Genomic DNA, 25,395 nt, shown 5'->3' on the forward strand with positions numbered 1-25,395 from the left:
TTCTCCCCGCCATGATCATCGGCCTGATCATTGGTGGACGTCTGAAAGCGTTGTTCTGAAACGAAACACAAAGAGAGACTTAACATGACAGATCGTGTCGAACGCCATTCACCGTCCAAAGGCGCAGGTTCACCGGATGTCTGGGGCGTCTATGATCCGCCCACCGGATCGGCCCAGTTTGTCGTCGCCTGTCCCGTCACAAAGCGCGCGGCGCTTGTGGATATCGTGCAGGACTTTGACCCACAGCATTATGCGACCGGCGATAAAGCGATCGCACAGGTCAAAGCGCTGGTCGCACGCGAGGGCCTGACCGTCGAATGGGTGCTGGATACGCATCCGCACGCGGATCACCTGACGGCCTCTGCCCTGCTGGCGGACCACTATGATGTGCCCAACGGGATCGGCAGGCGGGTCAGTGACATCGCAGAGCTTTGGCGCGAGTATTACAACCTGCCAAACGCATTCGATGTGTCCAAACACTATGCAAGGCTGTTTGCCGATGACGACACGTTCAACATCGGCAATTTGCCGGTCAAGGTCATGCTGTCACCGGGGCATACCTTGGGGTCGATCACCTATGTCATCGGCGATGACTGCGCGCTGGTCCATGATACCCTGATGCAGCCCGACCGTGGCACGGCGCGCTGCGATTTCCCCGGCGGGTCCGCTGCCGCGCTGTGGCGATCCATTCAGGATATCCTTGCGCTGGGTGAAACCACCCGTCTGTTCGTCGGTCATGATTATCCCGATGACACACGGTCTGACCCCCAGTGGGAAGCGACCATCGCTGATCATCTGGCGCAGAACATTCACGTGTCATCGGATGCGGATCGTGACGACTGGATTGCAACCCGCGAAAGCCGCGATGCCACGTTACCGCTGCCCGACCGCATGCTGGCAGCACTTCAGATCAATCTGCGTGCTGGCAACCTGCCACCGGCAGAAAACGACGGCCACCACTACGTCAAAATCCCGTTGAACAAATTCTGACCGCCAGACGGGGCGAACAGAACAAGCTGCCGAAGGGTGGCAAAGAGATATAGTGGAGGAAAGGCATGCCACCTGACCGGTGTCTTCCGTTGCAATCGGTTGTCTCTGTGGGCCGGCGTACAGACTTAATTTTAACGTAAATCGAAATCGACTGGGACGCGATGATCTGGACGATCCAGACAGAGTGCCTATGCAGACTCCTTGAGCATATCCTCGAGCGTTCCGTCATCGAAATCTGTGATCGAACCACTGGCGACCACGCGGCCTGCCTCAATCTTGACGTAACGGTCGCACAGCCGGATCGACGAGAGGTGGTGGCTTATCACGATGGTTGTGCCCCGGCCTCGACGATCATCAAGAATCTTCAGCGCGGCAGTCTCTGACAAAATATCCATCGCGTTTGTCGCTTCGTCGAGGATCAGCAATGCCGGGTCCCTGACCAAGGCGCGGGCGAGCGAAATGCGTTGACGCTGACCTGCGGAAAGGCTGACGCCCTTGTCGCCGACATCCGTGTCGTAGGCTTGTGGCAGCGCGGAGATAAAGTCATGCGCATCGGCGGCACGGGCCGCCTCTATGATTTGATCGTGGGGCGCCTCGGGCGCGCCATAACGGATGTTCTCGGCGATGGTGCCATCGAACAGCTCGAGCTCTTGGCTGGCAAGCGCGACAGAGTTCAGCCACGAGATTGTGTCGATGGCTGTCATAGGCACGCCGTCGACCAAAATTTTTCCGTCAGTTGGCACAAGGAGACCGCATATCAGATTTGCAATCGTCGATTTACCCGATCCCGATCGGCCAATGATCGCGACCGACGACCCGGCAGGAATATCGAGTGACACGCCCGACAGCGCAGAACTGGAACGTCCGTCGCCCTGGTAACGGTAACTGACGTTATTCAGCTTTATGCCATTCTGCAGGCTGGGAGCAGGAACGGCATCCGACATCGACGGTTTGCCCGACGACGTAGTCAAGAGCCACTGTACCTCGTCCAGCGATCCGTTCCAGCCGCGGAGGGAGGATAGCGCGCTTTGGATTTGCCGGACCTGCGGCTGCAGGCGATAGAGCAGGATGGATGAAAGCGGCGGCTGTCCCAAAAGAAACGCTGACGCCCCAAGCGACGAAGATCACGATCATGAAGAGAATGGCATGCGCGATTTCGATCATCGGCCCGACCGCAACCTGGCGACTTTGCAGGCGTAAAGCGGCGCGCCGGACCAGCTCTGACGCGTCCTCGAAATTCTCTTTTTCGGCCTTTTCGCGATTGAACAGGCGGATGAGCCGCCATGAGTTCACAACGTGAAGCATGCGACCGGCGAGCCAGCGGTTTTGCTGTGCGATTTCGCTTCCCAGACGTGAAAAGTGCCTGGAAAGGCGGTCGTGGGCAACGTGGATCATCGCCAGCCCCACCAGCACGACGATGGTGAGCTGTGGTGACAGGGCGAACAGAAAAAGCAGGAAAATCAGCGTCGCCGCGGCACTGACGAGGACGGAGAGCAGGGCCGCGACCGCGTCCGAGGCGCGCCACGATTCATTGGACACAATGTTGAGCAGCCGGGACGGCGGTTGCGTCATGCAGTAGCCGGATTCCATCGACACCAGCTGATCCGACAACAGGTTCCGCAGGTGATGGCCGGACTGCCCATAGATCCAAGCCTGTAGCAGACCATTAAAGTAGGCCACGATATTTTTGAGGACAACCATCAGCAGGATCGCACCGCCCAAGAAGATACCTCTTTGGTCCTCGGAAATGGACTCGCCGACCGAAATTAGAATCCCGGGCATCCAGCCTTGCGTGTTCGTCTCTCCGGACATGACGACGTCAAGTAGCGGGATCACAAGCCCGATGCCGATACCCTCGAAGGCGGTCGCAAGGAGGCCCAGAAGCACGACAGCGGGAACATAGGCCCGCAATGGCCAAATTACCTTTTTCAGGCAGGGATGAACGTAAGTGGATATCCGCATCTGTATCCTAAGCTGAAGCGATTGCTACGACCAAGATGGCAGTAACGCGTCAGGATAGAATTCGTTGCCAAGTTTGGAACATTTGTTGCAATCGTACGTTCCACATCGCGAAATACTAGAACACTGAGATTTTGATGCGATAACCAAATTGCAACCCAAGGATTAACGTTGCCATTAGTTTCGATCATCATTCCTGTCTACGATGCTGAATGTTTTTTGGCGCCCGCAATCGCCAGCATTTTGGCCCAGACTCACCGAAACCTGGAGATCATCATTATAAATGATGGGTCCACGGACAATTCGTCGTCTGTCCTTCGCAGATTCGAAGCCTTGGACGATCGGATCAGGTTGATCGAGCGAAACAATCTAGGATTGATTGATACACTGAACGAAGGCATCGGACTGGCGCGCGGTGACTTTGTCGCACGAATGGACGCTGATGACATTTCCTATCCCGATCGGATTGCCGCGCAGCTGCAGGCTTTTGACGCAGACCCTAGCCTCGCGATGTGCGGCTGCAACTTCGACACCATCATCAGCGGCCAGCGGTTGGCCGAGCCCCATGTGCCGGAATTCACGGATTCACACAATCTGCGCGTCCTATCCCGGTTCTGCACGATCCTGCGCCACCCGTCGGTGATGTTCCGTCGCAGCCGGATCCCAGACGACCTGTTCCACTTTGATGCCAGCTATCCCTGCGCCGAAGATTTCGACATCTTCCGCCGTATTGCGAGCCGCTGCACCGTCGCTCAACTTCCGCAGCCGCTTCTTGCGTACCGACTCCATCCCGGCAGCGTAAGCGAAACGCGCTTCGACATGATGGCACGTTCGCATATGCGAATTGTGGAGGAAAATACGCTGGAGCATTATCCAGACGCGTCAGGGACCGGTTTTTGCGCGATCGCAGATACGGTTTCTGCTGAAACTGTGGATGCCGCCGCCTCTTTTGTCAGAAAGCTTGACCATCTTGCGCAGGCGCAGCCAGAGTCGGATCAAGACGCGTTCGAGGTGGGACGCAAAGTCAACTTTTACTTTCTTTACGCGCTCATCAGCCGCTCTGGCCGTTATGATTTAGCCCACACTTTCGTCGAGCATAGCGGCCGATGGGACCTTATCCGCCGGCGCGAACATTCCTTGCTGAAGTCGGCAAGCGCGGCGCCGCGGCTGGCGGCTCTGGGTTACGACGCAATCAATACGCAGGCTCGCATCGTCAGATGGTTGAAGGGGCGCAATCTGCGACAGGTCATTCCGCAGTTCGGTAAAATCATGGCGGCGGCCCATGGTACGGCGGTCGATCCGACAGCGGAGAATGTTTTGAATGGGCGTGTCTGAACTCGACATCAGCATCATCATCTGCACGTGCGATCGTCCTATGCCGCTGATGCGGTGTTTGAAATCCATCGCCAACGCGATGAACGAGACGCCCGGCCTGACGGTCGAAATCGTTGTCGTCGAAAATGGAAGTTCCGACGGACTGCGACTGGACGAAATGGGGGTACGACAGGCGGGCGGATCATGTGTCAGGCTGATCCAGTTGCCCAGCGGAGGTCTGGCGCAAGCCCGGAACGAGGGCATGCGGATGGCGAGGGGGCGCATTTTCGTCTTTACAGACGACGATTGCATCATGGACCGTAACTATTTGCGCGATCTTTCGAAACACGACTGCGAGGCGTCAGGCGACATGTTCATCGGCGGACGCGTCAAGCTTGCCGATGCGACAGATCTTGAATTCACCATTAAAAACGTGCCCGAAAGAGAACTATTCGAGGTGCATATACATCCAGGCGGTTTCCTGCAGGGCTGTAACTTGGCCATTGCGCGGGATACTGCGAAGAAGATCGGCGAATTCGACACCCGTTTCGGCGCGGGATCACCGCTCAAAGCCGGAGAGGACACCGACTACATGATTCGCGCGCATATCGCTGGCATGCGGATTGAGTACGTGCCTGACATGAGCATCTATCATAAACACGGCAGAAAACTGGTCCGGCAGGTCCAAGAGCTTAATCACCAGTACGCTTTTGCCAACGGCGCGATTTACGCAAAATACCTTCTACGCCAGCCTTGGCTTCTTAAACGTTTCTTTTGGACCGCCCGCGCAGCAGCGATCGAACGGTTCTTGGGCGGCCCAAAGTTTAATGACGGGCTCGGCCTTACTTGGGGGTCACTGCTCAAGAGCCATCTCATGGGTTTTATCGGCTATTTTGCGCATGCGCTGACTGCGCCCCGACATCTGACAAAGAGGAGATAGCGTTGAAAGGGCTGGCGACCGGATCACTCAACTATTTTCCGGCACTGGACGGTCTTCGCGCGCTCGCCGTCCTTGCTGTGTTTGCCGAGCATTTTACCTACAACGAGTTCGTGCGAGGCTGGGGCCCCGGCACTATCGGCGTCAGAACGTTCTTTGTGCTGTCAGGCTTTCTCATCACATCTATCTTATTGAAAGAGATCGGCACGGCACCCGTCAGCAAGCTCGCGACACGGTTCTACGGTCGACGACTGTTGCGACTGGCGCCGGCCTTTTACGTGGCGATCGCACTGGCGGCACTGTTGGGCATTGCAGAGATGCGGTCCGCCTGGTGGATCCACGGCCTCTACCTGTCAAACTTTCAGATCCTGCTTCAGGAACGGTGGACGGGGGCTGGCCATTTCTGGACGTTGGCGGTTGAAGAACAGTTCTACCTCCTTTGGTTTCCACTTGTCGTACTTGCGCCCCGCCGCTGGCTGCTGCCGCTCGTTTTGACCTGTCTCGCGCTCGCACCCGCCTTCCGCAGCCTGATCCCTATGGGTGCCAGTCCGTTTATTAACGTCATGCTGCCCGGCCAAGTCGACAGCCTCGCCGCCGGTGCGCTGGTCGCGCTCGCCCGCTTCCGGTCCGACCTGCGGTGGCTCGACCAAATATTCTTGTCCCGGGCTTGGCTTATTGTGCTGTGGACGATGACGCTGGCAGTCAGCGCACCGCTTTACCACAAGCCAGCCTTTCTAAGCTGGGTATTGCTACCCTCGTTAATGAGTTTGGCGGCCGCCTGCCTCGTGCGTACCTGCGTCGAAGGACAGGCAACGGCGTTGCGACTTCTGTGTCGGCCAGCCATGATCTGGATGGGCAAGCGGTCCTATGGGCTCTACATCTTTCACTATCTCGTTCCGCCGTTTCTCTTCTCCTATATACCCGCAATCGAACTGCTGGGTGATGGCCCCCTGAAGTTTGTTCGGTTGGTAATCTGGGTCGTCCTGACCCTCGTGCTTGCCGAACTCTCGTGGCGATATGTTGAGCGTCCGTTCCTGCGGCTCAAGGACCGGTTCCGGCCAGAGCAAAGTGGCACGGCAGGCCGATCAATGTCGCACGACGGGTTGCCGCATAAACTCTAAGTTTGCACCTGTCACGGTTTGATGCCGCTCCTTTGCTAGCATTTACTGCAATAATGGAGACTGACTATGGAACGAAACGAACGGACGAATTTCGGCAAGATGCGGTGCGGTTTGTGCTGACGAGCGGGCTGACAAGAAGTCAGGTGGCGTCAGACTTGGCCGTTGGCCTTTCGGCGCTGAACAAATGGGGTGACGGCGCATCGTGGTACGGATGTGGTGTCGGACTAGGATCTGAATATTGCGTGCAAGAATGAACGGCTTCGCCGCGAGAGCCGCATCCTCAAGGAGGAGAGGGACAACCTACTTCGCCGCCCAAAAGCCATGAGTAGCTCAGAATTTGAAGGGTGGTGCGTTTAGCTACCTACCGCCGTTGCTACTGGCATAGCCGGAACTCTCCGCGCCGTTTACGAACGTCGAGATGCAGGTGATCGGCATGTGACTCGTCCGAGCCGGGTCCAAGGACCGTCGTGAAATTGAGGCATGCGGTAGATCGCACCGCATCCTGAAACGCCTCGGCCATGGTCCCGTCGCGTTCGCGCGGCTGGACCCGGATCGGATCGCCGTCGGCAAAGCGGAACGCCATGACATCGACCGCGTTGCCAAACGAATGCTCTGAAAGCTTGCCGTCTGGGCTGTTATTGCGGCGGCGGCAGACATAGGTGCTTCCCTGTTCGATCGCGTCCAGCGAACCGCGATCGTCAAGATGCTTCGCCGCCGGCATCACAAACTGCTCAACCCATCCTGCGAAGGCTAGCGCCGTCTCGCAGCGCATGACACCTGCGGGCTCCAAAGCCACGGCGCCCGGCACACTGGTCAGTCGCACCGGATTATGAACGCCGCATGCGGTGTCATCCGCATCAGCGATTGGGTCGATGATCTCGTAGTTCGCGCCAAGTGCGTCAAGTTCCGCCAAGCAAGCATCCAGTTCGGCATCCCCGACGGCCAGACGGTCCGGTATCGGTGGTCCAGAATCGACCACGTCCACATCGTTTTCGGCCGCGACATAGCCCGGCGCGCCCGCCTCTGGCATCTCGCCAAGCCCTTCGGGGCGGATCTTGGGGGTAGGTGTCGTCTCGGGCGGTGGCCCCGCTTGGGTCGGCGCGGATGTCTCTTGCGCCACGGCTGGCGCGGCCATCAACGCCAGCACGGCCAGCCAACGCATTAATTGTCCTCCGAGACGAAACTTACCGCGGTTCCCTGATCGACCATACCGGCCAGTTCGCGCGCGTCCCAGTTGGTCAGACGCACGCAACCATGGCTCTGGTCCTGAAACAGCTCATCGGGGTCTGAAGTCCCGTGGATGCCATAGGTCGGTTTGCTCAGATCGATCCAGACGATTCCCACGGGACCGTTTGCGCCGGGCGGAAGCACAAGTATCTCATCGTTGTCGCCCTGCCGAAAGTTCTCGTCGGGTCTGTAGGTGTAGGTCGGTTCAATAGCGATGGCGGTGATCTCGTGCGTGCCCGAGGGGGAGGGAAGCTCGGCAGACCCTACCGTAGCCGGGTAGTTGGCCACCATGATGTCGTCTTTTGAAAACGCCGCGACGCGGCCCACGTCCTTGCGAACCTCGACCCGAGTGACCGTTGCGTCAATGGGATCGCCGGTTGCCGCTACGAAGATCGTCTCGCCGGCCTGAAACGCAGCATCGGGATTCAGGTTGCGCAGAAACGCCTGATCCATGTGGAAATCTTCGGCCAGTCGTTCGGCCACGCTGGTATAGCCCAGCCAATCCATCTTGGCGAGCTTGGCGTAGTCGTCTGGCAGTCCGTCCGTCAGACCGACGGCGTCCTCCTCGGTGATCCGGTATGATCGCAGGATTTGGCCACGGTCGTCACCGTCCAGCGCTTTCCAGACGTCGCTGTCCATGACGCCGTCGGCCTCCAACCCCTCCCGCGCTTCGAATGCCCGGATGGCACTGCGTGACATGGGTCCACGAAAACCATCGATCACACCAGGGCTGATCGCGGCTCGGTCCAGCAGAACCTGCACGACGACCGTGATCGCGGATTGACCCTCCGGCAGTGGCCCTCCGGCATAGTTTGTCTTGGATATGGCCTCGGGGCTCAGCTGCGCGATAGCTTGGGCGGGTGCCAGTAAGATGCCGACTATAAAACAGAAATTTTTCATTGGTGAATAACGCGCCATTGTAGGGATTGGTTCCTACGAGAAGCGAGCGAGACCATCAAAAGCCGTACTGTCAAAGAGACAAATCCACCCCCGATTGGCGCACGCCCCGTGCAATATCGATAAACGTTGACGGGACCGCAATGCACTGGATGGGCAAAGGCGAGGATAATTTTCCTGCTCCAGTTATACCAATCGAAACATTCATGCAGGCACTTTGATTTGGATCAAAGAGTTCAGCAGTCGGGAGCTGAAAATATTCCATGAGCTTTTAAAATAAGGAGGATCGTATGCCTGCAACATTTCTCGTTGTTTCATCCGAAGATTTGGACGGACGGTTTATGGAAACGAAACATATCCAAGCGGCAACTCAAAAGGAGGCTATTGCAGAGTCTGGATTTACGGATGCAGTTGCAATTCCCGCGAGTATATCCGTAACCACAAACGCCGGTCTTCGTCGAAAGGGTCAACGCAAACAGCACAGCGGCAAAACTGAACCCGGGCCTACAACTTAAAATGATTGCACTTGAAGGCCTTCGTTAAACCGAAAGCAGAAGGGCAGGTCTCGCTGGCGTTCGCGTAAGAGATCGGAGAGTTCTCGCCGAGAATACGCTGCAAGAAATTGTGATGCAACGAAGTGTTCGGCCATTGGTATTATTTTGATAGGAGGAAACCACCATGAAGCTACACCTGTTAGACCAAACCCGCACTTATAATTCGAATAACCGGCTGAAGCAGTTCCTGCGCATGCTGCGCGGTCAGTTCCGTCATCCGTCGACGGAGGCTCTTATGCGGCGCGAACGCAATCGCGACCCGCAGGTGGCGCGTGTCGCGAGCTGGCAAAAGGCCCGTCGTGGGTCAGAGAATTAGGCGCAAACCAGCGTTTCAACGGCCTCAATCCCGGCAGTTCGTTTGGAAAGTAGCTGCGCCTTGGCGCGCGTGCTTGTCACATAGCTGACTCGTGTCAATGCGAGCTGAGGGCGCTACCGCATTGGATCAGAGGTGTCATAGTCCATTGTCAGTCTGACCGATCGCGCCGTCGGCTATGGTTTACGACCGCTACTGCAGCGCCTGAACCTGCGGATCGATCAGGATGACCGTATCGCCGTACTGGGGCGCACTGGCGCCGCATCTGTTGATCCGCGATAAGATCAACCATCTGGACATCAAAGCAAGACAGTTTCAGCACCGATCCGATCCGCCAAACGGTGGGACTGATCGTCCAAGGCTGTATTTATCGGGCAGCGTCTGCGACAAGCGTCGTTATCAGCTTTGTCCGCACACTGAACAGCGCAACATAAATATTTTAGCGGGGCTGGTCACTGTTGTTTTCCACGGCAGCTATAGGCGGAAAAGGAACCAGACTGTGGCTAAAACTCCAACGTCCCGAATAGACAAGCTCCTGTCTTCCATGGGCTATGGTTCACGCAACGAAATCGCGCAAATGGCCAGGCGGGGCGGTATTCGTCTGGACGCTGCGAACATCCGGGACGTCACCAAACGCATTCCTGTGACTTCGGATTTGCCGGTCCGCATGAAAATCCACGGCGAGGCGCTTGACCCCCTTCCGGGCATGGTCATCCTGATGAACAAACCTTTGGACATGACGTGTTCGCACAAGGAAGACGGGCCATTGGTCTATGACGTCCTGCCGGAGCGCTGGAAAAGACGTGATCCGGCGGTTTCGTCCATCGGCCGGTTGGATAAGCTGACGACGGGTCTTTTGTTACTGACAGATGATGGCGGCCTGCTGCACCGTATTATCAGCCCAAAGCGCCACGTCGCAAAAATCTATCGTGTCAAGCTGGCCCGCCCGCTTAATGGCAGCGAAGGCGGCCTGTTCTCCTCGGGTCAGTTGATGCTGAAAGGCGAGGACAAGCCGCTGCTTCCTGCGGAACTGGAGGTGGTCTCGGAAACCGAAGCCCTGCTGAGGATCACCGAGGGCCGATACCATCAGGTGCGTCGCATGTTTGCTGCCACCGGCAACCACATCGAAAAACTGCATCGCGAGAGTATGGGCGGTCTGTCGCTCCCTGATGGCATCGCACCCGGTCAGTGGAAGCTGCTGAGTGAGGAAGAGATCGCCTTGATCTTCCACGCGCGTTGCGACCGGAGCGGAGAGTCGGCTGAGTGAATGTCCGCTTGGATGTCGAACTTGAGATGTTTGCTGGCTGCGATTTCAAACGCCTTGGTCTTCTTGCGAGATTAGTGAATGTTCTTCGCTGGATCGCCACCCTTGGCGGCGAGGATGCGATTCATGCGCAGTCTCGAACCATCGCAGACCCGTGTCCGAAGACTTGGCGCTTGCCACGCACCATGATGCGCAACACCCATCGGCCAGCACCGGAATTTGACGCACCGTCGTATTGGCCCCCACCGTCTGTATGTGTGTCCGGCGGCGCAGACCGAACAAAGACGGCTTTCGGTTGCTTTTCGAAATGCGGCATATGCCACTTTCCGGGCGTTAATCGCTGCTGGACATTCGTTTTTACATCCACATTCGCGCCCACATTTTCTGCACGATAGCGGGAAGGTGCAAAAAGCGTAACGCCCTGAAAAGCCGAAACCTTTCAGTATCCACTGGGTATGGGAATGAACACTTTTGGCGTGTGGCGGAGCGACAGTCCGCCAAATTTTTGCGACAAAATACTGTTATTAAAGCATTATTTATCAAGCACATGGAAATATACCTCATAAAATACCGCATGAGGAAGTAATTTTGTTTGCGTTTAAACGGTCCGGCAAATTTGGAAAGCGTGCTAAGATGTATCCAACCTTGAAGGCAGGATGCAACATTTCGCGCGACAGCGTAGCCAACATGACGGCGTTTTCAGTTCCGCCTCGGTATCGGTTTGAACTTGCCCCCTAGGATCGAAATTCTGGGCGCGGAAGATCGACTTGGCTCTCCAGTCTGCCGGTCTCGACCAGTTCGTTCTGTGCAGGCTCCACGCGAATGCAACCTGCTTGCAGGGTTGATCCGGCCCCAGCGCAGGCTTTGCTTCTTGGCGCATGCTTACGCGCTCCAGATCACCGCGTTCTCGTGGCGCAGGATGATCGCCCGCAGATCGTCGAACGCCACGCTGATGAATCGCACCAGCTTGTCGCACGTGGGCAGGGACGGCGCGTTCTTCAGGCGTAAGATACCTAGCGACCGTTCCGGTTGTGGTATCTTCATCGGAACGGTCTTGAACTTGCCTGTTTGGCGGAAGGCGAACAGCACGCTTTGTGGCAGCACCGTCAGGGCATCGGTTTCTTCAAGATAGTTCAGCACGCTCATCAACGAGCCGCCGGAATAGCGCACGTTCACCTCGCTCATGCCGATGGACAACAGGATTGAGTGGATGTCCGCCAAAAGCGGCGACCCCGGCAGCGGCGCGATCCACGGGTAGCGGAGTAGATCGGTGGAGGTGACGGATTTCTTGCGGAAAATCGGATGGCGGACCCGCGCGGCGACAACATTGCGCCCCGGCAGGATCTCGGTGAAGTCCAGTTCCGACCCCGGTTCGACCATGCCAAGCGGACAGATCGCCATGTCAAGCTGGCCCGACCTAAGACCCGCTTGGATCTCGGGCAGGTTGCCGTAAGACTGGTCGACGCGGATATCGGGCCACTTCACTTGAAACTGGCCGATCATGCGGGAAATGACGGCGTCCATGAAGAACGGCACGCCAGCGATCCGCACGGTGCCCGCGGACCCACTGCGAAACCCGTCCACGGTTTCGGACGCCTTGCGTCCGGCCTCAAGGATTACCTTGCCATGCGCAGCAAGCTGCCGCCCGATGATCGTGGGCACCAGCGGACGCCTGCCGGGCATGAACAGCGGTTCGCCCAACCGCTTTTGAAGCGCTGACAGCGTGCGGGAAACGGCGGGCTGGCTGAGACCCAGAAGGTTCGCGCCTTCGGTCACGCCGCCTGCCTCGATCACGGCGGCAAGCTGCGCCAGATGCTTCTCGTCAATCTTCATATCAATTCGTTATATCGCAGGTCTGAAATTCGATACTATCGAATGTCGCGCCGTTTACGGTGGAAGTCAAACGGGGGGATGACGACCATGGATGGGGGCAAGGCGCCAAATCGTCGGGGGAACGGGTTTGCGCAACATGCCGCAACCCGCGACACGCGCCTTGCCGCCATCATTGCCGATCTTGTGGGGGCGGTCGAGGCTGTGGTCGTCAAGCACCGGGTCACGCGCGACGAATTAAGCGTGGCCATGTGCTTTGCGACGGATGTCGGGCTGTCGACGGATGACCGGCGAAACGAATGGGCTTTGCTGTCGGATGCGACCGGCCTGACCGACCTGATCGAAAAGATCGGGGTGGATCGGCCGATGGGCGCGACCGCGCAGACCATGCTCGGGCCATTTTACAGGGACGGCGCGCCGCGCAAGGCATCGGGCGACACCATCTCGATCGACGGGATCGGCGTGCCGCTGAGCTTCGTCGCCCATGTCACCGACCTTGATGGCGACCCGGTGCCGGGGGCCACGGTGGACGTGTGGCAGGCAAACGGGGACGGGACGTTCGAAAACCAGAACCCCGATAGCCAGCCGGACTACAACCTGCGCGGGCGGTTCGTTACCGACGCGCAGGGTGTTGTGACATTCCGGACGGTGCGGCCCGCTGGTTATAGCTTGCCCGCCGATGGACCCGTGGCCGCGTTGCTTCGCGCGCTTGACCTGTCGCTGGTCAGGCCAGCGCACATACAGTTCCGCGTCGCTGCGACCGGGTTCCAGACACTTGTTACGCATGTGTTCGACAAGTCCGACCCGCAAATCGGCGCCGACCCTCTTTGGTGCGCGGCGCCGGACCTGCTGGCCGATTTCGGGGACAAGACGACCGGATTTACCTTCAAGCTTGCCCGGGCCCGCCCGGATCATCACCGTCGATAAACTTTGGGGAGGAGAAAACCATGGCTCAGATCAGCGGCTATCATCACATGACGCTCAGCACGCATGGCGTGCAGGAGGACTATGATTTCTATACCAAGACGCTTGGCCTTTACTCGGTCAAGCGCACGGTGCTGTTCGATGGAGTGTTGCCGGTCTACCACCTGTACTACGGCGCGAAAAATGGCGACGCTTCGACCATCATCACGACCTTCCCGTTCAAGAAGCCCGGCATCTACGGGCGGCGCGGATCGAACCAGTCCAAGATCGTGATGCAGTCGATCCCAGTGGGCGCAGCAGATTATTGGGTCAACCGTCTGAACGGGATGGGCGTAGAGGCCACCAAGACCACGCGTTTCGGGGCGGATCGCGTGGTGTTCGAACATCCCTGCGGCATCCCGCACGAACTGGTCGAAAACCCAAGCGACAACCGCACACCGATTGCCAACGAGGTGCAGGGCGTCAGCGCGGAACATGGAATCAAGGGCATCTACGGCGGGGCCATTTCTGTGATGGACCGCAGTGCGATGGACGATTTTCTGACCATCGCGCTGCCGATGGAAAAGATCGCCGACAGCCATGAAGGTCTGGCCTTTGCCGTTCCCACGAACGATGGCGCGAAATCCATCGTGGAGGTTCTGCATGAACCCGATGTTCCGCAGGGCACCTGGACGCTGGCGGGTGGCACGGTGCATCACTTGGCGCTGAACACCGGGACCGAGGAAAACCAGATGGCGCTGCGGGCGCATATCGAAGGGTTGGGTTTCACCGACATCTCGGAACAGAAGGACCGGATGTATTTCAAATCCTGCTACGTCCGCAGCCCAGGCGGCGCGTTGTTCGAACTGGCCTGGACCGTGCCCGAGGGGTGGGCCAAGGACGAACCCGCCGACGCCATCGGCCAGACGCTGGTGTTCCCGCCATGGTTCGAGGATCGCCGCGCCGAGATGGAAGCGGGTCTTGAACCCGCGAGCTTCTGAGGCACAAGGATGGGCAACCCGATCCATGTCGGCGCGACGTCCGATGATGCGAACGTGATTTGCATCGTCGTGCACGGACGCGGCCAGACGCAAGGCGACATGCTGGCGATGATCGTTGACCGGCTGGATCTGCCGGACGTCCGGTTCGCGCTTCCCAAATCCGTCTCCGAAGCCTGGTACGCGGCGCGCGCCATCGACCCGCTAGGCGACCGGACGCCGGCAGAGCTGGATCACGGGATTGCGCAGATCGCCGCCGTGATCGCGGCGGAGCGCGCCAATGCACCGGGCCGCCCAGTTTTGCTATGCGGCTTTTCACAGGGCGCGTGCATGGCGGTCGAACTGTTGATGCGGCGGCCCGATCTGGCCGATGCCGCCTGCCTGTTGACCGGCTGCCGTGTCGGAGTTGAGTCTGACGATCTGCCGTTCGCGCGGCTGGACGGCGTGCCGGTTTATGCAAGCTGCGGAGATGATGACCCGTGGATACCGGCGGGCGATCATCACAAAATGCTGGCGACGCTGACCCGCGCGGGCGCACGACTGCGCGCCGACATGTTTCCGGGTCGCCCACATGCGGTCAACGACACCGAGATTGCCGTTCTGTCCGGGATGCTGATCGACCTGGCGTTGGGGCATGTGCCTATGGCGGGCGACACATGACTGCGCCGTTCGTCTTTCCGGGGATCTCCACGCGGGTCGTGTTCGGCAGCGGCACACTGGATCTGGTCGCGGATGAACTGGCCGCACTTTGCCACCGCGCGGCACTGGTAGTGTCCACGCCTCAGCAGGCCGATCAAGCGCGCGCAGTCGCGGACAGGCTTGGCACCGCCGCCGCCGGTCTGTTCACCAAAGCGGCGATGCACACCCCAATCGAGGTGACGGACCGCGCGGTCGACGCGTTTCTCCGAAGCGGCGCGGCCTGTGTCGTGGCTATCGGCGGCGGGTCCACCGTGGGGTTGGCCAAGGCCATTGCAACGCGCACCGGGGCGGATCAGATTGTGATCCCCACGACCTATGCCGGGTCCGAGATGACCGATATTCTGGGCGAAACGGCGCAGGGCGAAAAAACCACGCGCCGCGATGAATCGATCCGGCCCGAAGTGGTAATCTACGATGTGAATTTGACGCTTGGCCTGCCGGTGGCCATGACCGTCACATCTGCGCTGAATGCCATCGCGCATGGGGTAGAGGGGCTTTATGCCCGTGACGCGAACCCGATCACGGACATGATGGCGCTAGATGCGATGCGTGCGTTTCGGGACGGTCTGCCCAAGGTCGTTGCCGCGCCCGACGATCACGACGCGCGCGCCAAGGTGCTTTACGGCGCATGGCTGTGTTCCACCGCGCTTGGTCATGTCTCGATGGCGCTGCACCACAAGCTGTGCCACGTGCTTGGCGGGTCTTTCGGCCTGCCGCACGCCGATACGCACGCGATCATGTTGCCGCATACGGCGGGGTTCAACGGGGTGGCGGTACCCGACAAGCTGGCCCCTGTGGCAGAGATTTTCGGCGGCAGCGTGGGCGGTGGGCTATGGGATTTTGCCAAGTCCAACGGCGCGCCCCTGCGGCTTGCCGATCTTGGCGTAACCGAAGCCGATCTGGACCGCGCCGCCGAGATCGCGACCCGCAATCCATACGACAACCCACGCCCCTTCGGGCGGGAGGAAATAAGGTCGATACTGGGCGCAGCCTGGCGGGGGGATCGGCCGGAAACCTGACCAAACTGCAATCATATAGAGGGAGGAACTCAGATGATTACGCGACGTAGACTACTCAAGACGGCAGCGGCAACCGGGCTGATCACCGGGGCGACGGGGCTGGCGATGCCAGCGATTGCGCAACGCCGCGCAGTGCGCATCGGCTATGTCAGCCCGCAGACTGGGCCACTGGCGGGCTTTGCGGAGGCCGACAGCTTTACCATCGCGATGTTCAACCGCGTGATGGCCGAGCAGGGCATCGCGGTCGAGGTCATCGTGAAGGACAGCCAGTCGAACCCGAACCGGGCGGCGGCGGTCGCGCAGGAACTGATCATCGATGACGAGATCGATTTCATGCTGGTCGCCTCCACGCCGGAAACGACCAATCCCGTGGCGACTGTCTGCGAAGGCGAAGAGATCCCCGTGATTTCGACCAAAGCACCGTGGCAGCCGTTCTTCATTGGGCAGCAGGGCAATCCGGGCGATCCGGAAAGCTGGCAGCCGTTCAACTTTGCCTACCACTATTTCTGGGGGCTAGAGGATGTGATCGGCGTCTTCACCAATATGTGGAACCAGTTGGACACCAACAAGCAGGTTGGCGGGCTGTTCCCGAACGACGCGGATGGTAACGCTTGGGGCGACCCCAATGTGGGCGTCGCACCGGGATTCTCCGAAGCGGGATACACGACGACCGATCCGGGCCGGTTCCAGAACCTGACCGACGATTTCAGCGCTCAGATCAACGCGTTCAAGGCGGCCAATGCCGAGATCGTCACCGGCGTTGTGATCCCGCCCGACTTCACCACCTTCCGTAACCAGGCGATCCAGCAGGGCTTCAGCCCCAAGGCGATCACGGTGGCCAAGGCGATCTTGTTTCCGCAGTCAGTCGAAACGCTTGGCGAGGCGGGCCACAATCTGTCGTCCGAGGTGTGGTGGTCTGCAAGCCACCCGTTCACCTCGTCCCTGACCGGCGAAAGCTGCGCCGATCTGGCGGCCAGTTTCACCGAGGCGACGGGGCGGCCTTGGACACAGCCCATCGGGTTCGTTCATTCGCTGTTCGAAATGGCGGCGGACGTCATCAAGCGGGCGGAAGACCCGACTGATCCCGAAGGCGTGGTCGAGACGATCCGTGCGACCGAACTGGACACGATGGTCGGCCGCATCGCCTGGGACGGTGCGGGCGTGCCGCCCTTCGCGGCGCAGAACGTTTGCAAGACGCCCCTCGTCGGTGGCCAGTGGCGGCGGCAGGAGGACGGATCGTTCGAGCTCGTGGTGGTCGACAACACCACCGCGCCGAACATCCCGACCGGCGGCACCATGGAAGCGCTGGCCTAGAGCTTTGAACCCGCAGGCCCTGTCGTTTGGCGGGGCCTGCAACCCTTCAGGAAATCCGATGTCCATTTTGAGCCTTCAAAACGTCTCCAAATCCTTCGGCGCGCTTACGGTGTCCGATGACGTCAGCTTTGACGTGCCCAAGGGCGAGGCGTTGGGAATCATCGGGCCGAATGGAGCCGGGAAATCGACGCTGTTCAACTTGATCAACGGAAAATTCGCGCCCGATCGCGGACGGATCACCTTTGATGGGGTGGACGTGACAAAGGTGCCACCGATGCAGCGCTGTCTGGCGGGCGTCGGGCGGTCGTTCCAGATCCCGCAGCCGTTCGGCAATCTGACGGTGTTCGAGAATCTGCTGGTGTCGGCCACCCACGGGCAAGGGCGGTCGGAACGCGAGGTTACGGCAGAGTGCGCCGCCATTCTTGAACAGACCGAATTGATGGCGGTCGCCAACACCACCGCTGGAACGTTAAGCCTGCTGCAACGCAAGCGGCTGGAACTGGCGCGCGCCATGGCGACGGGGCCGAAGCTGCTGTTACTTGATGAAATCGCAGGCGGCCTGACAGAGGGTGAATGCCGGTCGCTGATCGAGACGATCAAGTCGATCCACGCGGGCGGCATCACGATCATCTGGATCGAACATGTGCTGCACGCGCTCAACTCTGTGGTGGAACGGCTTTTGGTGCTGGATTTTGGCAAGGTCATCGGCCTTGGCGCGCCCGCAGAGATCATGGAGAGCCGCGAGGTCAGGGAAATCTATCTGGGGATCGATATATGAGCCTGCTTGCAACCCACGACTTGACCGCTGGTTACGGCGATTTCCAGGCGCTGTTCGGTGTCGACATCGCGCTGGACGAGGGCGAGACGATCGCAATCATCGGGGCGAACGGGGCAGGCAAGACCACCCTGATGCGGTCCATCGCAGGGGTTTTGCGGAACGCGCCCCAGATGGTGACGTTCGAGGGACGGCAGGTCGGCGCGCTGCCCGCGGACGAGATCGTAGGCCTAGGCATCGCGATGGTGCCCGAGGGGCGCAAACTGTTCCCGTCACTCAGCGTCGAAGAGAACCTTTTGATCGGGGCGCATGGGCGCAGCGGCAATGGTTACTGGTCCTTGCAGCGCATCTATGACCTGTTTCCGATCCTCAAGGAAAAGCGCAGGGTGCCCGGAACTTCGCTGTCTGGGGGGCAGCAACAGATGGTCGCCATCGGGCGCGCGTTGATAAGTAACCCCCGCGTGCTTCTATGCGACGAGATCAGCCTTGGCCTTGCGCCGGTCGTGATCCGCGACATCTACGCCGCCTTGCCGCAGATCCAGGAGGCGGGCGCTGCGGTGATCGTGGTTGAACAAGACATCGGTCAGGCGATGAAGGTCGCGGACCGCGTGCATTGCATGATGGAGGGGCGCGTGACGCTGAGCGGCGCGCCATCCGACCTGAGCCGCGATGCCATCCACAATGCCTATTTCGGAGCGGCGGCATGATCTGGATCGACACAATTGCGCAGGGCATTCTTCTGGGCGGGCTCTACGCCCTGTTCGCCGCAGGATTGTCGCTGGTGTTCGGGATCATGCGGCTGGTGAACCTTGCGCATGGCGACCTGATCGTATTGGGCGCCTACCTGATTTTGCTCGTCGTCTCGATTCTCGGGATCAACCCGTTTCTTGCCGCCGCCATCGCGATGCCTGTTATGTTCGGCTTCGGATGGGTCTTGCAGCGCTTGGTCCTGAACCGGGTGCTGGGCGAGGATATCTTGCCGCCGCTTCTGGTAACCTTTGGGCTGTCCATCGTGCTACAAAACGCGCTTCTGGAGGGGTTTACGGCAGACAGCCAGCGGGTGCGCGCGGGCCCGCTTGAGACCGCATCGGTCGATCTAGGTGCGGTCACGCTTGGCGTGATGCCGATGCTGACCTTCGCATCGGCTATCGTGGTGATCGTCGCGCTGAACCAGATCTTCTATCGCACCGCTTTGGGGCGGGCGTTCCGCGCCACATCTGACGATCCGGTGACCGCCAGCCTGATGGGGATCAAGCCGGCAAGCGTCTTCGCGGTGGCCACCGGCATTGCCATGATCGTGGTGACGATTGCGGCGCTTTACCTTGGAATGCGCTCCAACTTCGACCCCACAATCGGCCCCGCCCGACTGATCTACGCGTTCGAGGCGGTGATCATCGGGGGGCTTGGGTCGCTGTGGGGGACGCTGGTCGGTGGCATCATCATCGGCGTAGCGCAGACGGTCGGGGCTGCGATCAACCCCGAATGGCAGATCCTGGCGGGACATGTCGCCTTTCTGGTGGTGCTGCTGATCAAGCCGCGCGGGCTGTTCCCGCGCGCTTACGACTAGAGGGCTGAGCATGATCCAGACGCATACCTACACGGTGCAGACCAGAACGCCCGCCTCGCAACTGGCGGCAATCGGTGCAGCGATTCTGTTGATTGTGGCGGTTGCGGTCCCGCTGTTCGCCAGCCGCAGCCTGATCCAGGATCTGTTCTTCATCTTGACGATGCTGACATTGGCCCAGTTCTGGAACCTGCTGGCAGGATACGGCGGCCTTGTCAGCGTCGGGCAACAGGCCTTCGTCGGGCTTGGTGCCTACGCGCTGTTCGGGGCCGCGATCCTGTGGGGCATGGACCCGGTCGCCGCGTTGATGTTGTCTGGCATCGCCGCCGCCGTGGTCGCGGTGCCGACGGCTTTTTTCGCCTTTCGCCTGCAAGGCGCGTATTTTGCCATCGGAACCTGGGTCGTGGCAGAGGTCGTGCGGCTGAGCGTTGCGCAATGGAAGGCCGTCGGCGGCGGAACAGGTACATCGCTGCCGCCCGATGCGCGCGACTTCTGGGGCGTCGCAACGGTAGAGTCGCTGTTCGACGTGCGCGCCAGTGCCGCGCGCGACATCGTCACCTACTGGCTGGCACTGGCGCTGGCGGTTGTCACCGTTGGCGGCATCTACTGGCTGCTGCGCACCAAGCGCGGGCTGGCGCTTGCGGCAGTACGTGACAACATCGAGGCTGCGAAATCCGTGGGCGTGGACGCAGGTCGCATGAAATGGCTTGTCTTCATCGTATCGGCCTTCGGCACCGGGGTCGCGGGCGGGCTAATCTACTTGCAAAAAGCAAGGATCAGCCCCGATGCCGCGTTCAGCGTCACCGACTGGACCGCCTATGTCATCTTCATCGTCGTGATCGGCGGGATCGGCACCATCGAAGGCCCGATCATCGGCGTCCTGGTGTTTTTCGCGCTACAAAGCCTGCTGGCTGATTTCGGAAGCTGGTACTTGATGGTTCTTGGCGGGCTCGGCATTCTCGTGATGCTGTTCGCGCCGCGCGGGCTTTGGGGCCTGATTTCCAACAAGACCGGGTTGCAATTGTTCCCGATCCGGCGCCGCCTTTACCCAACACCGAAGAAATAGGGAGGACACCATGGCAGACATGGAAACCGACGTTCTGATCATTGGCACCGGGCCTGCCGGCTCTGCCAGTGCCGCCTTGCTGTCGACCTACGGCATCGAAAACATCGCCATCAACCGCTATCGCTGGCTCGCCAACACGCCGCGCGCGCACATCACAAACCAGCGCACAATGGAGGTCTTGCGCGACCTTGGCCGCGATGTCGAGGCTGAGGCCTACCTGCACGCGACCGAGCAGGAGCTGATGGGCGAGAACGTGTTTTGCGAAAGCCTTGCCGGTGAAGAAATCGGCCGGATGAAAAGCTGGGGCACACATCCGATGTCGAAGGCGGAGCACCTGTTGTCGTCGCCCACATTCATGAACGATCTGCCGCAGACCTTCATGGAACCGATCCTGTTCAAGACGGCCGCCAGTCGTGGCACCCAAGCCCGGATGAGCACGGAATACCTTAGCCATGTGCAGGATGCCGATGGCGTCACCACGACGGTGCGCGACCGACTGACGGGGCAGGACCTGACGATCCGGTCGAAATACCTGATCGGCGCGGATGGCGGCAATTCACGTGTGGCCGAGAACGAGGCGCTGCCGATCGAAGGCAAAATGGGCGTCGGCGGGTCGATGAACATTCTGTTCCGGGCCGATTTGTCCCGCTTCGTCGCGCATCGCCCGTCTGTCCTTTACTGGGTGATGCAGCCCGGCGCGAACGTCGGCGGCATCGGAATGGGGCTGGTGCGGATGATCCGGCCCTGGAATGAATGGCTGATCGTCTGGGGCTACGACATCAACGAAGCGGCCCCCGACGTGACGCCCGCCTATGCGACCGAGGTCGCGCGCCAGTTGGTTGGCGATCCCGAGCTTGAGATCGAGTTGATCAGCGCTAGCACCTGGACGGTCAACAACGCCTATGCAACCAAGATGCAGAAGGGCCGTGTGTTCATTATGGGCGATGCCGCGCACCGGCATCCACCGTCCAACGGGCTCGGCTCCAACACATCGATCCAAGATGCGTTCAACCTGTGCTGGAAACTGGCCGCCGTGCTGAAAAGGCAGGCGGGTCCGGGGCTTCTGGACAGCTACACCGCAGAACGTGCGCCTGTCGCCAAACAGATCGTGACCCGCGCCAACCAGTCGATCGGAGAGTTCGGGCCGATCTTCGATGCGCTTGGGCTGAGCGGGTCTGTCGACCCGGTAAAGATGCAGCAAAACATGGATGCTAGGACCGAAGCCAACAGCGCCGCCGAGAAGCAGCGCGCTGCGCTGCGGGACGCCATCGCCTTCAAGAAATACGAGTTTGACTGCCACGGAGTGGAGATGAACCAGCGATACGCTTCGGACGCGGTCGTGACGGATGGGCAGTTGGAGCCCGCTTTTTCAATGGACGAGGAACTGCATTACCATCCGACCACTTGGCCCGGCGCGCGCCTGCCACATGTCTGGGTCTTCACGCCAGAGGGCGAGAAGCTATCGACCCTTGATCTTGTCGGGCACGGGGCGTTTTCGCTGCTGACCGGGATAGGCGGCGAGGCTTGGGAGGACGCCGCGCGCATCGTGGGCGCAGAGCTCGGGCTATCGGTGAACGTCCACCTAATCGGGCCGCGTCGCAGGGTTCAGGACCACACCGGCGACTGGTCGCGCGCGTCTGAAGTGCGCGACAGCGGTTGCGTCCTTGTACGTCCCGATCACCACGTCGCATGGCGCACCGACGAGATGGTCGCCGACCCGACGACTGAATTGCGACGCGTTCTGACGGAAATCTTGCAACCAAGCGTACCAAGAAAAATGGAGGGTGCGGCATGAGCAACCAGACCGAACAGGGCTATTTCACCGAGGAGAACTCGGCCGAGGTGGTTGTCAGTCGTAATGCCAACGCGTCAGATGCACGCTTAGCCGAATTGATGGAGGCGATTACCCGCCACCTGCACGCCGCGGTCAAGGAAGTCGAACCGACGCAGGAGGAGTGGTTCAAGGCGATCATGTTCCTGACAGAGACCGGCCATAAATGTGATGACTGGAGGCAGGAATTCATTTTGTTGTCGGACGTGCTGGGCGTGTCGATGCTGGTCGATGCCATCAATAATCGCAAACCAAGCGGCGCATCGGAAAGCACCGTTCTGGGCCCGTTCCACGTGCCCGATGCACCTGAACGACCAATGGGAGCGGATATCTGTCTTGACGGCAAGGGCGACCGGATGCTGGTCAAGGGGCGCATTCTTGATACGGACGGGAACCCGATCGCAGGCGCCAGGATCGACGTCTGGCAGACCAATGACGACGGGTTCTACGACGTGCAACAAAAGGGCATCCAACCCGATTTCAACTTTCGCGGCGTGTTCCGCACCGGTGCGGACGGAGTGTATTGGTTCTGGGGGGCCAAGCCGAAATCCTATCCGATCCCCGACGATGGCCCTGTCGGCAAGATGCTAGCAGCCCTTGGGCGGCACCCCTACCGGCCCGCGCATCTGCACTACATCATAGAGGCGGAGGGCTTCGAAACGCTTGTCACGCATATCTTCGACCCGCGGGACGAGTACATCCATTCCGACGCGGTCTTTGGCGTCAAGCAGTCCTTGATGGCGGAGTTCGAGCTGGTAGAAGACAAGGCCCGCATCGAAGCCAAGGGCGCGCAAGCGCCTTTCTTTGAGGTGAAACATGACTTCGTATTGGCAGGTACATCATGACCGGACCCTTGCCTGACTTTGACCTTTTTCTAGTCTGTCCAAATTTCCATTCGATGATCCATTGAAGGCATAAGGATGCTACAATCACCGAGATGCGCAGGATGTTGGGGCGAAGCTGACAACAAACCGCAACGGCCCCAGGACGAGGTGTTTGTTCCCACGGTTTGATGGTGTGTTAATAATCGTAAAAATCTGATCGATGATCGGAATGAACGGATCAAGCTTCGGGCGGACAGACAAAGCATTTCGCCGATAGCTCACTTTCGAGCATAACCTTGCCTTTGACATCAAACACACAGATGGCACACGAGCGAGGTGACACATCCAAACCGGCAAAATATTCCATCAATCATCTCCCTTGTTCACTGTCTGACTGTGATTTCAACGGGAGCTCGACCTCTGAATAGGGGCAGCCAAATTACGCGCGTAGCTTGTTCGAATTACCGATGCCCGACCCAGCCGCGATCATCGGTGAAAGCACGCGCGTCGGAGATTTGGGTAGGGATGTAGCCGCCTGACAACCGGACGAGAGGCTCAAGCGGACGGAGGGAAGCAGCGAAGAGAATATTGGTGCGGCCCGACGTGTACACGTGACCCTGCACGGCCTTAACGTGGGGATAAAACTCCTGCAGGATGGCTTGGACGCCGCGCGCGAGGGGACCGTCGGGACGATCCAAAAGGTTCACATAGACTGGGCCGTCGACGATCTCACGCAGCCGGGCGAAGGTTTCACGCGTGACCAGATGCGCCGGGACCGAACCAGAGGAAAACGCATCCATCACGACGGCGTCGAAGCGTCGATCTGTTTCATTCAGGTAGACCCGTCCGTCCGCATGAACGATTCCGAGCCGACCGTCTGCATCTACTGCCTCGGAAGCGTCATAGCCGGTCTGCGCGATCATCTCCGCGGCACGCGGCATGTGCATGCGCACCACGTCGGTCACCAAGGGATCTATTTCGACAACCCTTGCATTTGCGTCCGGTCGCGAAGCGAGCAGCTTGGTCGGCAGAGTGTAGCCGCCGCCGCCGATGAACAGAACCGATGCCTCAGGCCCCAGGTCGCGGTCCATGCGTTCCCAGACCCACTCGGTATAGCTAAGCGCCAGGCCGACCGTGTCATCGTCGCCCTCTGCCGACGCGGGCCGCTCAGCGGCTTGCACTGTGCCGTCAGAAACAAGGCGCACCTCCGGACCTCGCTGGACGACGTGCAAGCATGACAGACCGGATTCGTATTGGCAGGCCGGGGACCCGGCGAGGCCGGCAAAGGCGACGAACCCCGCCGCTGCGACGATGACGCCGGGGTGGCCGGGCGGCCCGCCACGCACGAAAGGCAGGCAGAGCAGGGCTATGGCCCCACAGGCGGCGAAAGTAGCCGTCGATCCGATCAGAGGCAGGGTCACGAACCCGGCGAGGATGGCCCCGAAGATCGCCCCGACCGACCCTGCGGCCAGCACGAAGCCCAGCGACGATCCCTCCCGGTCCGGTCGCGCCTCCATTGCGAGTTTTGCAAGCAAGGGTGACGGAAGCGTCACAAATACGGATGCTGGAAAGAACACGAGAAACACGCTCAGCAACATCCCATCGGTGCCGCGCGCGCCCCAAGAATACACCAGACCGAGCACCGTTGGCGATACGGCCATCAGCACCGCCGTCGCGACAAGCGCGCTGCGGACATTGCCTAACGCAACGCTGCGAGGTCGGTCCGCCACGATTCCACCAAGGGCGCTGCCCAGAGAAAACCCGCCTAAAACTGTCGCGATCACAGTCGTCCAAGTCAGCAGCGATGTGCCAAAATAAGGGGCCAATACGCGGCCTGCGGCAATCTCGTAGGTCAGCCCCACGGCGGACAGAACGAGGATGAGAGCGATGGTGACTGAAAAGCGGATGGCGGCCTCCTTGTCGATTATTTGGGCGTGGATGAGCACGACTTCCCCCGCGCGAACCCATGAAGTAGCAGGATTTTCCAAAAATACAT

Annotated in this window: 23 protein-coding genes and 1 pseudogene; 18 read left to right on the plus strand and 6 right to left on the minus strand. The window is 59.8% G+C overall.

Annotated features, from left to right (window positions below):
- Positions 1-84: 84 nt before the first annotated feature.
- Positions 85-990, plus strand: coding sequence for an MBL fold metallo-hydrolase (locus GZH79_RS10385; RefSeq protein WP_211643720.1), 906 nt, complete (start codon positions 85-87; stop codon positions 988-990).
- A 188-nt stretch (positions 991-1,178) separates the two neighbouring features.
- Here the strand turns inward: GZH79_RS10385 and GZH79_RS10390 are convergent, their stop codons facing one another.
- Together GZH79_RS10390 and GZH79_RS10395 are read right to left on the minus strand one after the other, a co-directional pair.
- Positions 1,179-1,934 (minus strand): ATP-binding cassette domain-containing protein, encoded by a 756-nt coding sequence (locus GZH79_RS10390; protein WP_211643721.1) that lies wholly within the window; start codon positions 1,932-1,934, stop codon positions 1,179-1,181.
- Entirely contained in the window at positions 1,882-2,952 is a 1,071-nt protein-coding gene (locus GZH79_RS10395) for an ABC transporter transmembrane domain-containing protein (protein WP_211643722.1), read from the minus strand. Before GZH79_RS10395 ends, GZH79_RS10390 begins: the two co-directional genes overlap by 53 nt.
- 168 nt (positions 2,953-3,120) lie before the next feature.
- On the opposite strand from GZH79_RS10395, the gene GZH79_RS10400 reads away from it, so the two are divergent.
- From GZH79_RS10400 to GZH79_RS10415, 4 genes and pseudogenes are all read left to right on the plus strand, one after another.
- Positions 3,121-4,284, plus strand: a complete 1,164-nt coding sequence (locus GZH79_RS10400) for a glycosyltransferase family A protein (RefSeq protein WP_211643723.1) — start codon at positions 3,121-3,123, stop codon at positions 4,282-4,284.
- Positions 4,271-5,203: a glycosyltransferase gene (locus tag GZH79_RS10405; protein ID WP_211643724.1), complete on the plus strand. Its 933-nt coding sequence runs from the start codon at positions 4,271-4,273 to the stop codon at positions 5,201-5,203. Before GZH79_RS10400 ends, GZH79_RS10405 begins: the two co-directional genes overlap by 14 nt.
- A 2-nt stretch (positions 5,204-5,205) precedes the next feature.
- Positions 5,206-6,321, plus strand: coding sequence for an acyltransferase (locus GZH79_RS10410; protein ID WP_211643725.1), 1,116 nt, complete (start codon positions 5,206-5,208; stop codon positions 6,319-6,321).
- 53 nt (positions 6,322-6,374) lie between these two features.
- Positions 6,375-6,624 (plus strand): annotated as a pseudogene (locus GZH79_RS10415) (transposase); the annotation flags it as partial.
- A 70-nt stretch (positions 6,625-6,694) separates the two neighbouring features.
- Here GZH79_RS10415 and GZH79_RS10420 read toward each other — a convergent pair.
- Positions 6,695-7,483, minus strand: coding sequence for an extensin family protein (locus tag GZH79_RS10420; RefSeq protein ID WP_211643726.1), 789 nt, complete (start codon positions 7,481-7,483; stop codon positions 6,695-6,697).
- Entirely contained in the window at positions 7,483-8,448 is a 966-nt protein-coding gene (locus tag GZH79_RS10425; protein WP_211643727.1) for a L,D-transpeptidase, read from the minus strand. The genes GZH79_RS10420 and GZH79_RS10425 overlap by 1 nt, the downstream gene beginning before the upstream one ends.
- Before the next feature lie 675 nt (positions 8,449-9,123).
- Between GZH79_RS10425 and GZH79_RS10430 the strand changes: the two genes are divergently transcribed.
- Both GZH79_RS10430 and GZH79_RS19325 read left to right on the plus strand, forming a co-directional pair.
- Complete coding sequence (locus GZH79_RS10430; protein WP_211643728.1) at positions 9,124-9,315, plus strand: hypothetical protein; 192 nt, start codon at positions 9,124-9,126, stop codon at positions 9,313-9,315.
- A gap of 223 nt (positions 9,316-9,538) precedes the next feature.
- Complete coding sequence (locus GZH79_RS19325) at positions 9,539-10,579, plus strand: pseudouridine synthase (RefSeq protein WP_349291185.1); 1,041 nt, start codon at positions 9,539-9,541, stop codon at positions 10,577-10,579.
- 879 nt (positions 10,580-11,458) lie between these two features.
- Here the strand turns inward: GZH79_RS19325 and GZH79_RS10440 are convergent.
- A complete protein-coding gene (locus tag GZH79_RS10440) occupies positions 11,459-12,409 on the minus strand; it encodes a LysR family transcriptional regulator (RefSeq protein ID WP_211643729.1) in 951 nt (316 codons plus the stop codon).
- 87 nt (positions 12,410-12,496) lie between these two features.
- Here GZH79_RS10440 and GZH79_RS10445 point away from each other — a divergent pair, with 87 nt between their 5' ends.
- From GZH79_RS10445 to GZH79_RS10495, 11 genes are read left to right on the plus strand one after another with little or no spacing between them, the layout of a single operon-like run.
- Complete coding sequence (locus GZH79_RS10445) at positions 12,497-13,333, plus strand: dioxygenase (RefSeq protein WP_211643730.1); 837 nt, start codon at positions 12,497-12,499, stop codon at positions 13,331-13,333.
- 20 nt (positions 13,334-13,353) lie between these two features.
- Positions 13,354-14,310, plus strand: coding sequence for a VOC family protein (locus GZH79_RS10450; protein WP_211643731.1), 957 nt, complete (start codon positions 13,354-13,356; stop codon positions 14,308-14,310).
- Positions 14,311-14,319: 9 nt separating this feature from the next.
- Positions 14,320-14,967, plus strand: a complete 648-nt coding sequence (locus GZH79_RS10455) for a dienelactone hydrolase family protein (RefSeq protein WP_211643732.1) — start codon at positions 14,320-14,322, stop codon at positions 14,965-14,967.
- Positions 14,964-16,025, plus strand: coding sequence for a maleylacetate reductase (locus tag GZH79_RS10460; protein WP_211643733.1), 1,062 nt, complete (start codon positions 14,964-14,966; stop codon positions 16,023-16,025). Before GZH79_RS10455 ends, GZH79_RS10460 begins: the two co-directional genes overlap by 4 nt.
- Positions 16,026-16,058: 33 nt before the next feature.
- Positions 16,059-17,339, plus strand: coding sequence for an ABC transporter substrate-binding protein (locus GZH79_RS10465; RefSeq protein ID WP_211643734.1), 1,281 nt, complete (start codon positions 16,059-16,061; stop codon positions 17,337-17,339).
- Positions 17,340-17,397: 58 nt separating this feature from the next.
- A complete protein-coding gene (locus GZH79_RS10470; RefSeq protein WP_211643735.1) occupies positions 17,398-18,117 on the plus strand; it encodes an ABC transporter ATP-binding protein in 720 nt (239 codons plus the stop codon).
- A complete protein-coding gene (locus GZH79_RS10475; RefSeq protein WP_211643736.1) occupies positions 18,114-18,821 on the plus strand; it encodes an ABC transporter ATP-binding protein in 708 nt (235 codons plus the stop codon). Before GZH79_RS10470 ends, GZH79_RS10475 begins: the two co-directional genes overlap by 4 nt.
- Complete coding sequence (locus tag GZH79_RS10480) at positions 18,818-19,681, plus strand: branched-chain amino acid ABC transporter permease (protein WP_211643737.1); 864 nt, start codon at positions 18,818-18,820, stop codon at positions 19,679-19,681. Before GZH79_RS10475 ends, GZH79_RS10480 begins: the two co-directional genes overlap by 4 nt.
- A 10-nt stretch (positions 19,682-19,691) precedes the next feature.
- Positions 19,692-20,744 (plus strand): branched-chain amino acid ABC transporter permease, encoded by a 1,053-nt coding sequence (locus GZH79_RS10485; protein WP_211643738.1) that lies wholly within the window; start codon positions 19,692-19,694, stop codon positions 20,742-20,744.
- Between the two features lie 10 nt (positions 20,745-20,754).
- Complete coding sequence (locus tag GZH79_RS10490) at positions 20,755-22,539, plus strand: FAD-dependent monooxygenase (protein WP_211643739.1); 1,785 nt, start codon at positions 20,755-20,757, stop codon at positions 22,537-22,539.
- On the plus strand, positions 22,536-23,420 hold the full coding sequence (locus tag GZH79_RS10495) for an intradiol ring-cleavage dioxygenase (RefSeq protein WP_211643740.1): 885 nt from the start codon (positions 22,536-22,538) through the stop codon (positions 23,418-23,420). The genes GZH79_RS10490 and GZH79_RS10495 overlap by 4 nt, the downstream gene beginning before the upstream one ends.
- A 440-nt stretch (positions 23,421-23,860) precedes the next feature.
- Here GZH79_RS10495 and GZH79_RS10500 read toward each other — a convergent pair whose 3' ends face one another.
- The gene (locus GZH79_RS10500) at positions 23,861-25,345 is read right to left on the minus strand and encodes a fused MFS/spermidine synthase (RefSeq protein WP_349291186.1); all 1,485 of its coding nucleotides are present in this window, start codon (positions 25,343-25,345) and stop codon (positions 23,861-23,863) included.
- Between the last annotated feature and the right edge of the window lie 50 nt (positions 25,346-25,395).

The organism is Loktanella sp. SALINAS62 (assembly GCF_018263905.1).
Taxonomy (GTDB): Bacteria; Pseudomonadota; Alphaproteobacteria; order Rhodobacterales; family Rhodobacteraceae; genus Loktanella.

Bases quoted from the DNA above. Each gene is read 5' to 3' on its own strand.
- GZH79_RS10465 (WP_211643734.1), top strand. From the start codon at position 16,059: ATGATTACGCGACGTAGACTACTCAAGACGGCAGCGGCAACCGGGCTG.
- GZH79_RS10405 (WP_211643724.1), top strand. From the start codon at position 4,271: ATGGGCGTGTCTGAACTCGACATCAGCATCATCATCTGCACGTGCGAT.
- GZH79_RS10485 (WP_211643738.1), top strand. From the start codon at position 19,692: ATGATCCAGACGCATACCTACACGGTGCAGACCAGAACGCCCGCCTCG.
- GZH79_RS10475 (WP_211643736.1), top strand. From the start codon at position 18,114: ATGAGCCTGCTTGCAACCCACGACTTGACCGCTGGTTACGGCGATTTC.
- GZH79_RS10385 (WP_211643720.1), top strand. From the start codon at position 85: ATGACAGATCGTGTCGAACGCCATTCACCGTCCAAAGGCGCAGGTTCA.
- GZH79_RS10395 (WP_211643722.1), bottom strand. From the start codon at position 2,952: ATGCGGATATCCACTTACGTTCATCCCTGCCTGAAAAAGGTAATTTGG.
- GZH79_RS10495 (WP_211643740.1), top strand. From the start codon at position 22,536: ATGAGCAACCAGACCGAACAGGGCTATTTCACCGAGGAGAACTCGGCC.
- GZH79_RS19325 (WP_349291185.1), top strand. From the start codon at position 9,539: ATGACCGTATCGCCGTACTGGGGCGCACTGGCGCCGCATCTGTTGATC.
- GZH79_RS10490 (WP_211643739.1), top strand. From the start codon at position 20,755: ATGGCAGACATGGAAACCGACGTTCTGATCATTGGCACCGGGCCTGCC.
- GZH79_RS10460 (WP_211643733.1), top strand. From the start codon at position 14,964: ATGACTGCGCCGTTCGTCTTTCCGGGGATCTCCACGCGGGTCGTGTTC.
- GZH79_RS10420 (WP_211643726.1), bottom strand. From the start codon at position 7,483: ATGCGTTGGCTGGCCGTGCTGGCGTTGATGGCCGCGCCAGCCGTGGCG.
- GZH79_RS10390 (WP_211643721.1), bottom strand. From the start codon at position 1,934: ATGTCGGATGCCGTTCCTGCTCCCAGCCTGCAGAATGGCATAAAGCTG.
- GZH79_RS10440 (WP_211643729.1), bottom strand. From the start codon at position 12,409: ATGAAGATTGACGAGAAGCATCTGGCGCAGCTTGCCGCCGTGATCGAG.
- GZH79_RS10445 (WP_211643730.1), top strand. From the start codon at position 12,497: ATGGATGGGGGCAAGGCGCCAAATCGTCGGGGGAACGGGTTTGCGCAA.
- GZH79_RS10425 (WP_211643727.1), bottom strand. From the start codon at position 8,448: ATGAAAAATTTCTGTTTTATAGTCGGCATCTTACTGGCACCCGCCCAA.
- GZH79_RS10430 (WP_211643728.1), top strand. From the start codon at position 9,124: ATGAAGCTACACCTGTTAGACCAAACCCGCACTTATAATTCGAATAAC.
- GZH79_RS10470 (WP_211643735.1), top strand. From the start codon at position 17,398: ATGTCCATTTTGAGCCTTCAAAACGTCTCCAAATCCTTCGGCGCGCTT.
- GZH79_RS10450 (WP_211643731.1), top strand. From the start codon at position 13,354: ATGGCTCAGATCAGCGGCTATCATCACATGACGCTCAGCACGCATGGC.
- GZH79_RS10455 (WP_211643732.1), top strand. From the start codon at position 14,320: ATGGGCAACCCGATCCATGTCGGCGCGACGTCCGATGATGCGAACGTG.
- GZH79_RS10480 (WP_211643737.1), top strand. From the start codon at position 18,818: ATGATCTGGATCGACACAATTGCGCAGGGCATTCTTCTGGGCGGGCTC.